This is a genomic window from Acidovorax sp. Leaf160, from assembly GCF_001424265.1.
Classification (GTDB): domain Bacteria; phylum Pseudomonadota; class Gammaproteobacteria; order Burkholderiales; family Burkholderiaceae_C; genus Paracidovorax.
In genome coordinates, this window is sequence record NZ_LMOV01000014.1 from 38,596 (window position 1) to 49,262 (window position 10,667).

Annotated in this window: 9 protein-coding genes; 7 read left to right on the forward strand and 2 right to left on the reverse strand. The window is 69.1% G+C overall.

What is annotated here, in order from left to right:
• The first annotated feature begins 3 nt into the window (after positions 1-3).
• Genes ASF94_RS09945 through ASF94_RS09955 form a run of 3 tightly spaced genes read left to right on the forward strand, consistent with a single transcriptional unit; the run spans position 4 to position 2,343 of the window.
• Complete coding sequence (locus tag ASF94_RS09945) at positions 4-705, forward strand: succinate dehydrogenase iron-sulfur subunit (protein WP_056665301.1); 702 nt, start codon at positions 4-6, stop codon at positions 703-705.
• A gap of 12 nt (positions 706-717) precedes the next feature.
• Positions 718-1,014, forward strand: coding sequence for a succinate dehydrogenase assembly factor 2 (locus ASF94_RS09950; RefSeq protein ID WP_056665304.1), 297 nt, complete (start codon positions 718-720; stop codon positions 1,012-1,014).
• 18 nt (positions 1,015-1,032) lie between these two features.
• Entirely contained in the window at positions 1,033-2,343 is a 1,311-nt protein-coding gene (locus ASF94_RS09955; protein ID WP_056665307.1) for a citrate synthase, read from the forward strand.
• 224 nt (positions 2,344-2,567) lie between these two features.
• Here the strand turns inward: ASF94_RS09955 and ASF94_RS09960 are convergent, their stop codons facing one another.
• Entirely contained in the window at positions 2,568-3,584 is a 1,017-nt protein-coding gene (locus tag ASF94_RS09960; protein ID WP_056665311.1) for a GlxA family transcriptional regulator, read from the reverse strand.
• Positions 3,585-3,820: 236 nt separating this feature from the next.
• Here ASF94_RS09960 and ASF94_RS09965 point away from each other — a divergent pair, with 236 nt between their 5' ends.
• The 4 genes from ASF94_RS09965 to ASF94_RS09980 all read left to right on the forward strand — a co-directional run bounded on the left by ASF94_RS09965 (position 3,821) and on the right by ASF94_RS09980 (position 8,935).
• Positions 3,821-4,930 (forward strand): S-(hydroxymethyl)glutathione dehydrogenase/class III alcohol dehydrogenase, encoded by a 1,110-nt coding sequence (locus tag ASF94_RS09965; RefSeq protein ID WP_056665335.1) that lies wholly within the window; start codon positions 3,821-3,823, stop codon positions 4,928-4,930.
• Between the two features lie 72 nt (positions 4,931-5,002).
• On the forward strand, positions 5,003-5,953 hold the full coding sequence (locus ASF94_RS09970; RefSeq protein WP_056665314.1) for an alpha/beta fold hydrolase: 951 nt from the start codon (positions 5,003-5,005) through the stop codon (positions 5,951-5,953).
• Positions 5,950-6,846, forward strand: coding sequence for an S-formylglutathione hydrolase (gene fghA / locus ASF94_RS09975; protein ID WP_056665316.1), 897 nt, complete (start codon positions 5,950-5,952; stop codon positions 6,844-6,846). Before ASF94_RS09970 ends, fghA begins: the two co-directional genes overlap by 4 nt.
• A 304-nt stretch (positions 6,847-7,150) precedes the next feature.
• The gene (locus tag ASF94_RS09980) at positions 7,151-8,935 is read left to right on the forward strand and encodes a phosphoethanolamine transferase (protein ID WP_056665319.1); all 1,785 of its coding nucleotides are present in this window, start codon (positions 7,151-7,153) and stop codon (positions 8,933-8,935) included.
• Positions 8,936-9,062: 127 nt separating this feature from the next.
• Here the strand turns inward: ASF94_RS09980 and ASF94_RS09985 are convergent, their stop codons facing one another.
• Positions 9,063-10,664, reverse strand: a complete 1,602-nt coding sequence (locus tag ASF94_RS09985; protein ID WP_369818660.1) for an NAD-dependent succinate-semialdehyde dehydrogenase — start codon at positions 10,662-10,664, stop codon at positions 9,063-9,065.
• Between the last annotated feature and the right edge of the window lie 3 nt (positions 10,665-10,667).

Genomic DNA, 10,667 nt, shown 5'->3' on the forward strand with positions numbered 1-10,667 from the left:
CCCATGAAGCGCATCTTCCAAATCTACCGCTACGACCCGGACAAGGACGCCAAGCCCTACATGCAGACCGTCGAGATCGAACTCGATGGCCACGAGCGCATGCTGCTGGACGCCCTGGTCAAGCTCAAGCAGCAGGACCCGTCGATCTCGTTCCGCCGCTCGTGCCGCGAAGGCGTGTGCGGCTCGGACGCGATGAACATCAACGGCAAGAACGGCCTGGCGTGTCTCACCAACATGAACACGCTCAAGGGCACCATCGTGCTCAAGCCGCTGCCCGGCCTGCCGGTGATCCGCGATCTGATCGTGGACATGACGCAGTTCTTCAAGCAGTACCACTCGATCAAGCCGTACCTGATCACCGAAGGCATCACGCCCGAGAAGGAGCGCCTGCAGTCCCCAGAGGAACGCGACGAGCTGAACGGTTTGTACGAGTGCATCCTGTGCGCCAGCTGCTCGACCAGCTGCCCCAGCTTCTGGTGGAACCCCGACAAGTTCGTCGGCCCCGCCGGCCTGCTGCAGGCCTACCGCTTCATCGCCGACAGCCGCGACGAAGCCACGGGCGAGCGCCTGGACAACCTGGAAGACCCGTACCGGCTCTTCCGTTGCCACACCATCATGAACTGCGTGGACGTGTGCCCCAAGGGCCTCAACCCCACCAAGGCCATCGGCAAGATCAAGGAACTGATGGTGCGCCGCACCGTCTGACCTGAACGCACGATGCCCGAAGAATTGCTGGATGAACGCGAGGCAGCGAAGCTCAAGTGGCGCTGCCGCCGCGGTCTGGTGGAGAACGACCTGTTCATCGAACAGTTCTTTCTCACCTACGGCTCGCGCCTGACTGCCAGCCAGGCGCAAGGTCTCACGACACTGATGGATCTGGCCGACAACGACCTGCTGGACCTGCTGCTTCGGCGCAAGGAACTGTCAGGCGATCTCGATACGCCGAACGTCAAGGTCGTGCTTGAACAGCTGCGCCCCCGGGTAGCGGCCCCCTCTCCTGCGCTAGCGGGCTAACAACAGAAGGAACCTGAAATGAAACTGGCAGACAACAAGGCAACGCTATCGTTCAGCAACGGCAGTCCCAGCGTGGAATTGCCCGTGTACCAAGGCAGCATCGGCCCTGACGTGGTCGACATCCGCAAGCTGTACGCACAGACGGGCATGTTCACGTACGACCCCGGGTTCCTCTCGACGGCGGCTTGCCAGTCTTCCATCACCTACATCGACGGCGACAAGGGCGAACTGCTGTACCGCGGCTACCCCATCGAGCAGCTGGCCACCAACTGCGACTACCTGGAAACCTGCTACCTGCTGCTGAACGGCGAACTGCCCAACGAATCGCAGAAGACCGATTTCAACAATCGCGTGACCAACCACACGATGGTCAACGAGCAGATGCAGTTCTTCCTGCGTGGCTTCCGCCGTGATGCGCACCCGATGGCCGTCCTGACCGGCCTGGTCGGCGCCCTGTCGGCCTTCTATCACGACAGCACCGACATCAACAACCCGCAGCACCGCGAGATCTCGGCCATCCGCCTGATCGCCAAGATGCCGACGCTGGTCGCCATGGCCTACAAGTACGGCGTGGGCCAGCCGTACATGTACCCGCAGAACCACCTGAGCTACTCGGGCAACTTCCTGCGCATGATGTTCGGCACGCCGTGCGAGGAGTACAAGGTCAACCCCGTGCTGGAGCGCGCGCTCGACCGCATCTTCATCCTGCACGCAGACCACGAACAGAACGCCTCCACCTCGACGGTGCGCCTGTGCGGTTCGTCCGGCACGAACCCGTTCGCCGCCATCGCGGCCGGCGTGGCCTGCCTCTGGGGCCCCGCCCACGGCGGCGCCAACGAAGCCGCGTTGAACATGCTGCACGACATCCAGGCCCAGGGCGGCGTGGAAAAGATCGGCGAGTTCATCAAGCAGGTCAAGGACAAGAACTCCGGCGTCAAGCTGATGGGCTTCGGTCACCGCGTCTACAAGAACTACGACCCGCGCGCCAAGCTGATGCAGGAAACCTGCAACGAAGTGCTGGCGGAACTGGGCCTGGAAAAGGACCCGCTGTTCGCCCTGGCCAAGGAGCTGGAAAAGATCGCCCTGGAAGACGACTACTTCGTGCAGCGCAAGCTCTATCCGAACGTGGACTTCTATTCCGGCATCGTGCAGCGCGCCATCGGCATTCCGGTGAACCTGTTCACCGGCGTGTTCGCCCTGGCCCGCACCGTGGGCTGGATTGCCCAGCTGAACGAGATGATCGGCGACCCCGAGTACAAGATCGGCCGCCCCCGCCAGCTGTTCGTCGGCGCCGAGCGCCGCGATGTGAAGCCCATCGCCACGCGTTGATGGCCCAGGGGCGCTGCCCGGCAGGCCCCTGGCCAGCCGGTCGCGGCGCTCATCCGCCCGACACCGATCCCAGCCCGCCGGCAGCGATGCCCGCGGGCTGTTTTTCATTGCGGGACAGCCCGCGGGCTGCTCGCCGGTGCGCAGGCCCGGGCACCCGGAGCCTACTGCCGTGCCCTGCCGTGCCTGCGGTGCCCTGCCGTGCCGCGCCCGCGAGCCCAACCGGTTCAGCGCCGGGCCGGCCCGCCGAACCGTTCCCGATACGCCTGCGGCGTGATGCCCAGGTGCCGCACCACCAGATGGCGCAGCGCCTGTTCCGACCCCAGCCCGACGCGGGCGGCCACCGTCTTGAGCGGCAGCGAGGCCTGCGATTCCAGCAGCCGCCGCGCACCCTCCAGCCGGGCCGATTCGACGAAGGCCGACGGGGTCTGCCCCGTTTCCTGCTGGAAGATGCGGCGGAAGTGCCGCTCGCTCATGGCCGCGCGCGCGGCCAGCACGGTGATCGGCATGGGCTCGGGCAGGTGCTCCAGCACCCAGTTCTGCACCGCCTGGATGTCGCGGTGCCCGGTGCGCTGGCTGGCCAGCTGCACGCTGAACTGGGACTGGCCGCCCGGGCGCTTGAGGTACATCACCAGATCGCGCGCCACCTCCAGCGCCAGATCGTGGCCGAAGTCCTCCTCCACCACGGCCAGTGCCAGATCGATGCCGGCAGTCACCCCGGCCGACGTCCACAGGTGCCCGTCGCGCACGTAGATGGCGTCGGCGTCCACCTCGATGGCCGGATAGCGCTGCCGCAGCAGGCTGGCCACGCTCCAGTGGGTGGCAGCGCGCCGCCCGTCGAGCAGGCCGGCCTCCGCCAGGAAGAAGCTGCCGGAGCAGAGCGCGATCATGCGCGCGACCCGGGGCGCCACGCGTGCCGCCCAGGCCACCAGGTCGGCCGATGCCGCCAGCACCTGCTCGATGTCGCGCGAGCCCACCAGAAGCACCGTGCAGCCGGCGCCCTGCCGCTCCAGGTCGGCCAGCGTGTGGGTGGCTTCCAGGGCCATCAGCGTGTCCGACCGCACCGGCCCGGCCTGCGCCGCCGCCACCCGTACCGCGTAGCCCTCGGGCCGGCCGTGCCGTCGCAGGTGCACGTTTGCATAGTCGAACACCGACATGGGTCCCACCGCCTCCAGCGCCTTGAAGCCTGGATAGACGACGAGGTCGACGCGGTGCGGGGCGGTGCCGTGGGGGTGGGAATCCATGGGCGAAAGGGCAAGAAGCGCGGTGATGAACGAAGCCCGCGACTATAGGCGCCGCGTCCGGCCGCGCGCTGCACCATCGAATTCGGCCAACCCCGCCCCGCATGCGGCCAATGGCACCGCGGCTGCCGGCAGATGGCCTAAAGTCACGTGTTGATGGCGCACCCGGTGTGCGCCAGGCCGGGCACTCCCTCGGCTCATCCCCTTGCATTCCCGCACCACAGGACCTCTCCATGACCATCAAATCCCGCGCCGCCGTCGCCTTCAAGGCCGGCGAACCCCTGCAGATCGTCGAGATCGACGTCGCCCCGCCGAAGAAGGGCGAAGTGCTGATCAAGATCACCCACACCGGCGTCTGCCACACCGATGCCTTCACGCTGTCGGGCGACGACCCGGAAGGGCTCTTTCCGGTCGTGCTGGGCCATGAAGGCGCCGGCATCGTCGTGGAAGTGGGCGAAGGCGTGGCCAGCGTGCAGCCCGGCGACCACGTCATTCCGCTCTACACCGCCGAATGCGGCGAGTGCCTGTTCTGCAAGAGCGGCAAGACCAACCTGTGCGTGGCCGTGCGCGCCACGCAGGGCAAGGGCGTCATGCCCGACGGCACCACCCGCTTTTCGTACAACGGCGAGCCCATCTACCACTACATGGGCTGCTCCACCTTCAGCGAATACACGGTGGTGGCCGAAGTCTCCCTCGCCAAGGTCAACCCCGACGCCAATCCCGAGCAGGTCTGCCTGCTGGGCTGCGGCGTGACCACGGGGCTGGGCGCCGTCAAGAACACCGCCAAGGTGCAGGAGGGCGACACCGTCGCCGTGTTCGGCCTGGGCGGCATCGGCCTGGCCGTGATCCAGGGCGCGCAGCTGGCCAAGGCCGGCCGCATCATCGCGGTGGACACCAACCCGTCCAAGTTCGACCTGGCCCGCACCTTCGGCGCCACCGACTGCGTCAACCCCAAGGACTACGACAAGCCCATCCAGCAGGTGATCGTCGAGATGACCACCTGGGGCGTGGACCACAGCTTCGAATGCATCGGCAACGTGAACGTGATGCGTGCCGCGCTGGAATGCGCGCACCGCGGCTGGGGCCAGTCCGTCATCATCGGCGTGGCCGGCGCGGGGCAGGAGATCTCCACCCGCCCCTTCCAGCTGGTCACCGGCCGCAAGTGGCTGGGTACGGCCTTCGGCGGCGTGAAGGGCCGCAGCGAACTGCCCGGCATGGTCGAGGACGCCATGGCCGGCCGCATCCAGCTGGAGCCCTTCGTCACGCACACCATGCCGCTGCCCGGCATCAACGAAGCCTTCGACCTGATGCACGAAGGCAAGTCGATCCGCTCGGTGGTGCACTACTGAGCCTCGGCCCCGGGCCAGCGCGCCCCGGGTCGCCACCCCAGCCTGCCCAGCCACGTCCAGGAGATACCGCCCATGACCACGCCGCCGCTGCCCGCCGCCACCCTGGGTTCGCTGCGCCGCGTGCGCGCGGGTGTGCTCGATGTCGCCTTCTGCGAGAGCGGCCCGGCGGAAGGGCCGCCCGTGCTGCTGATGCACGGCTTCCCGTACGACGTGCATGCCTATGAAGCCGTCGCACCGCTGCTGGCCGCACAGGGCTGCCGCGTCATCGTGCCGTACCTGCGCGGCTACGGAGCGACCCGCTTCGCCGATGCCGCCACGCCGCGATCGGGCGAACAGGCGGCGCTGGGCGCCGATCTCCTGGCCCTGCTCGATGCCCTGCACATCGACCGGGCGGTGCTCGCAGGGTATGACTGGGGCGGCCGCGCCTGCTGCGTGGTGGCGGCGCTCTGGCCCGAGCGCTGCGCAGGGCTGGTGTCCGTCAACGGCTACAACCTGCAGCACATCGCCGCCGCAGGCAAGCCGGCGGCGCCGGCCAACGAGCAGCGCCACTGGTACCAGTACTACTTCCAGGGCGAGCGCGGGCGCGCCGGCCTCGCAGCGCACCGCGACGCGCTCTGCCGCCTGCTGTGGCAGCAGTGGTCGCCCACCTGGGCGTTCGACGAAGCCACCTTCGCGCGCAGCGCGGCTGCTTTCGACCACCCCGACTTCGTGGAGGTGGTGATCCACTCGTATCGCCATCGCCATGCGCATCCCGGCGCGCCGGGGGACCCGGCCTACGCTTCCATCGAGGCGCGCCTGGCCGCTCAGCCCGACATCGTCGTGCCCGCCATCACGCTGGATGGTGCCGACGACGGCGTGATGCCGGTGGAAGGCACCGCGGCGCACGCCCACCATTTCACCGGGCCGCATGCCCACCGGGTGCTGCCCGGCGGCGGCCACAACCTGCCCCAGGAGCTGCCCGACGCCTTTGCCCGCGCCGTGCTGCACCTGGTGCGCCACCACGATCCAGAGCACTTCGCATGACCCAGCCCACCACCGATTCTTCCACCGCCGCCACGCCCTTCACCCTCCTCTCCAGCCACGCCAGCTTCGGCGGCCGCCAGCTGTTTCTGCAGCACCCGTCGACGGAAATCGGTCTGCCGATGAAGCTGTGGGTCTATCTGCCACCGCAGGCCGAGCAGGGCCCCGTACCGGCGCTGGTCTACCTGGCGGGCCTCACCTGCAACGAAGAAACCTTCATGGTCAAGGCAGGTGCGCAGCGGTTGGCAGCCGAGCTGGGCCTGGCCCTCATCGCCCCCGACACCAGCCCGCGCGGCGAGCCGGCCGAGTCGCTGGAAGGCGCTACCGCCAGCTGGGACTTCGGCATCGGCGCGGGCTTCTACCTGGACGCCACGCAGGAGCCCTGGCGCCGGCACTGGCGCATGGAGAGCTATCTGATGCGCGAGTTGCTGCCGCTGCTGCGCCAGCACCAGCCCATCGCGGGCGACCGCATCGGCCTTTTCGGGCACTCGATGGGCGGCCACGGCGCCCTCACCCTAGCGCTGCGCCACCCCGGCGTGTTCCGCTCGCTGTCGGCCTTCGCGCCCATCTGCGCGCCCACCCAGTGCCCGTGGGGCGAGAAAGCCTTCTCCGGCTACCTGGGCCCCGACCGCAGCGCCTGGGCCGAGCACGACGCCACCGTGCTGATGGAGAACCAGCCGGTCGCCCCCTACCCCGGCGGCATCCTCATCGACCAGGGCCTGGCCGACAAATTCCTGGCCGAGCAGCTGCACCCGCATCGGTTCGAGGCCGCCTGCCAGGCCATCGGGCAGCCGCTGACACTGCGCCGGCACGACGGCTACGACCACGGCTACTACTTCATCCAGACCTTCATGGAAGACCACCTGCGGCACCACGCCGGCGCGCTGCAGCGCTGAGCCGGCGCCTGCGCGCACCCCGCGCAGGGCGCGCCAGCGACAGCGGCAGACGCGCCAGCCGCACCTTCGCTCGCTATGGTCTCGATAGCGGCATGCCCTTCTATCGCGGACCGATCGAAGCCCGACCGGCCTGAAAGGACCGGAATGCGCCGGCACCCCGCTATGAAAAATAGAGCAGCTCCCGCGTCGGCAGCCGCTGTCCGGACCCCCACGGCGCGCTGAAAGCCCGCCACGGCACGCGCGTGGCCCCTGTGCCGGCCATCCTTAATGTGCCGTTAAGGGCTGGCACCAAGAATCGCGGTCCATGTCCTTGATCGCGTTTCCTTCGGCGCTGCGCCGACCGCCAGCGGGTGCTGGCCAGGCACCTGCTTCGGCGCCCTTCTCCGCCCCGTCGGCACCGTCCACCGCGCCGCTGCATCCCGCACGGGTGATCGTGCTCATCAGCCTCTGGCTGGCCACGGCCTGCAACGTGCCGCTGTGGCGGGCCGTGCTGGACCTGCCCGGCGAACACGGCCTGGGTCGCATCGCGTTCCTGCTGGCCTTCATGGTGCTCGTCTGCGCCGGCAATGTGGCCGTGCTGGGCTTGCTGGCCTGGCGGTTCACGCTCAAGCCGGTGCTGGCCATCGCGGTGCTGGCGGCCGCCTTCGCCTGCTATTTCATGTCGGCCTACGGCATCGTGATCGACACCCACATGCTGACCAACGTGCTGCAGACCGATGGGCACGAGGCGGCGGGTCTCTTCACCTGGCGCCTGCCGCTCACCGTGCTGGCACTGGCGGGGCCGCCGCTCTGGTGGCTGCAGCGCCAGCGCGTGCGTGCCCTGCCGTGGGGCCGGCGCCTGGTGCACCAGGCCTGGCTGGTGCTGGGCGCGCTGGCGGTGGGCGTGCTGTGCCTGCTGGCCGTCTTCCAGCCCTTCTCGTCCGCCATGCGCAACCACACCCAGCTGCGCTACATGATCAACCCCCTCAACAGCGTGTACGCAGTGGGCAACCTGGTGGCGCGCCCCTTCCGGCAGGACAGCGGCCCGCTCATCCCCGTCGGTGCCGACGCCCGCCTGGGCGCCAGCTACGCCGGCCAGACCAAGCCGCCGCTGCTGGTGCTGGTGCTGGGCGAGACCGGCCGCAGCGGCAATTTCGCACTCAACGGCTATGGCCGGCCGACCACGCCCGAGCTGTCGGCGCGCGACGACCTCGTCACCGCGCGCAACGCCTGGTCCTGCGGCACCAGCACGGCGGCGTCGGTGCCGTGCATGTTCTCGCACCTGGGCAAGACGGGCTATGAGGCCCGCAGCGCGCGCTACGAAGGGCTGATCGACGTGCTGCAGCATGCGGGCCTGGCCGTGCTGTGGGTGGACAACCAGGGCGGCTGCAAGGGCGTTTGCGACCGGGCCGGCGAGAGCAACACGGCCTCGTCCAACGTGCCCGGCCTGTGCCCCGATGGCGAATGCCTCGACCAGGTGATGCTGCGCGGCCTGGAAGACCGCATCGCCGCACTGCCGGCTGAGCAGCGCGCGCGCGGCACGGTGGTGGTGCTGCACCAGATCGGCAGCCACGGCCCCGCCTATTTCCGCCGCTCGGACCCGTCACGCAAGACGTTCCAGCCCGAATGCGGGTCGGTCAGCCTGCAGGAATGCAGCCAGCAGCAGTTGCTGAACGCCTACGACAACAGCATCGTGGAGACCGACCACTTCCTGAACGCCACCATCCGTTGGTTGCAGGGGCGCTCGGCCGAGGCGCAGACCTCAATGATCTACGTCGCCGACCATGGCGAATCGCTGGGCGAGAACAACATCTACCTGCACGGCCTGCCCTACGCCATCGCGCCCGACGTGCAAAAGCACGTGCCCTGGATCACCTGGCTGTCGCCGGCCATGCAGCAGCGCATGCAGCTGCCGCTGGGGTGCCTGCGCTCGGCCATGGGCGAGCAGCATCTCACGCACGACAACTATTTCCATTCGGTACTGGGCCTGATGGACGTGCGCACCAGCGTCTACCAGCCGCAGCTGGACGTTTTCAGCGGCTGCGCCGGCACGCAACGCGCGGCGGCCGCGGGCGCGGCGGCTCCGGCGCCCGCATCCGCGCGCGGCTGAGAGCGGCACGCGCCACCACCTGCGGCGCCATTCCCTCAAGGCACAAACGACAAAGGCAGCGGGACGGGTCTCGTCCGTGCTGCCTTCGTGGTGTTGCGGCCTGCGCCGCCCAGCAGTGTCGCTCGCGTCAGTCCAGCTGCCCCTGGCAGACGTACTTCGTGTGCAGATAGTCGTCCAGCCCATGGGTGGAACCTTCCCGCCCATAGCCCGACTCCTTCACGCCGCCGAAGGGCGCGGCCTCGGCCGCCAGCGCGCCTTCATTGACCCCCACGATGCCCGTCTCCAGCAACCCCGCCACSCGCCAGATCCGCCGCACGTCCTGGCTGTAGAAGTAGGCGGCCAGCCCGAAGGGCGTGTCGTTGGCCGCGGCGATGACTTCTTCCTCGCTCTCGAACACGGTGAGCGGCGCCACCGGCCCGAAGGTTTCCTCGCACGCGCAGGCCATGGTGGCGTCCGCCCCCGTGAGCACGGTGGGCGCGTAGTAGGTGGCGCCGCAGGCCATGGTGGCGTCCGCCCCCGTGAGCACGGCGGCGATGACTTCTTCCTCGCTCTCGAACACGGTGAGCGGCGCCACCGGCCCGAAGGTTTCCTCGCACGCGCAGGCCATGGTGGCGTCCGCCCCCGTGAGCACGGTGGGCGCGTAGTAGGTGGCGCCCAGCTCCGTYAGCCGCTKGCCGCCCGTYAGCACCTTCGCGCCCCGCGCCACCGCGTCGTTGACGTGCCGCTCGATCTTCTCCACCGCCCGSTCGTTGATCATGGGGCCGATCTGCGAGGCCGGGTCGCTGGCCGGGCCCACGATCAGCGCGCCCACCTTCTCGGCCAGCAGCCGGGCGAAGGCGTCGTGCACCCGGGCGTGCACGTAGACGCGGTTGGGGCTCACGCAGGTCTGCCCGCCRTTTCTGAACTTGGCGGCCATGAAGCCCTGCACGGCGGCCTSCACGTCGGCGTCCTCGAAGACGATGAAGGGGGCGTTGCCRCCMAGCTCCAGCGAGAGYTTCTTGAGGGTGTCGGCGCTGCGCCGCGCCAGGTGCTTGCCCACGGGCGTGGAGCCGGTGAAGGTGATCTTGCGCACCCGGCCGTCGTCGAGCCACACGTCGACCACCTCGGGGGTTTTCTCGCGCGAGGCGGTGACGATGTTGAGCACGCCCGCCGGCACGCCCGCTTCATGGGCCAGCAGCACCAGCGCGAGCGAGGTGAGCGGGGTGTCTTCGGCGGGCTTGCAGACCACGGTGCAGCCGGCGGCAAGGGCCGGGGCGATCTTGCGCGCGATCATGGCGGCGGGGAAGTTCCAGGGGGTGATGGCAGCGACCACGCCGACGGGCTCCTTCAGCGCGAACATGCGCCGCCCGGGCACGGGCGCGGGGATGACTTCGCCATTCATGCGGGTGGCTTCTTCGCCGAACCATTCGATGTAGCTGGCCGCATAGGCGACTTCGCCCTTGCCTTCGGCCAGGGGCTTGCCCTGCTCCAGGGAGATCAGGCGGCCCAGGTCTTCGGTGTGGGCGACGACCAGGTCGTTCCAGCGCTTGACGATGGCCGCGCGCTGCTTGGCCGGCACGGCGCGCCAGGCGGGGAAGGCGGMGTGGGCGGCCTCCAGCGCGGCGAGCGCCTCGGGCGCGCCGGAGTCAGGCACGGAGGCGATGACCTCGCCCGTGGCCGGGTTGGTGACGGGCAGCAGCGCGCCGGGGCCCGGCGCCCACTGGCCGGCGATGAAGTTGGCGTYGCGRATGAG

Excerpts from the sequence above, each read along its gene's own strand:
- ASF94_RS09945 (WP_056665301.1), top strand. The coding sequence starts at position 4 with ATGAAGCGCATCTTCCAAATCTACCGCTACGACCCGGACAAGGACGCC.
- ASF94_RS09970 (WP_056665314.1), top strand. The coding sequence starts at position 5,003 with ATGACCACGCCGCCGCTGCCCGCCGCCACCCTGGGTTCGCTGCGCCGC.
- ASF94_RS09950 (WP_056665304.1), top strand. The coding sequence starts at position 718 with ATGCCCGAAGAATTGCTGGATGAACGCGAGGCAGCGAAGCTCAAGTGG.
- fghA (WP_056665316.1), top strand. The coding sequence starts at position 5,950 with ATGACCCAGCCCACCACCGATTCTTCCACCGCCGCCACGCCCTTCACC.
- ASF94_RS09980 (WP_056665319.1), top strand. The coding sequence starts at position 7,151 with ATGTCCTTGATCGCGTTTCCTTCGGCGCTGCGCCGACCGCCAGCGGGT.
- ASF94_RS09960 (WP_056665311.1), bottom strand. The coding sequence starts at position 3,584 with ATGGATTCCCACCCCCACGGCACCGCCCCGCACCGCGTCGACCTCGTC.
- ASF94_RS09955 (WP_056665307.1), top strand. The coding sequence starts at position 1,033 with ATGAAACTGGCAGACAACAAGGCAACGCTATCGTTCAGCAACGGCAGT.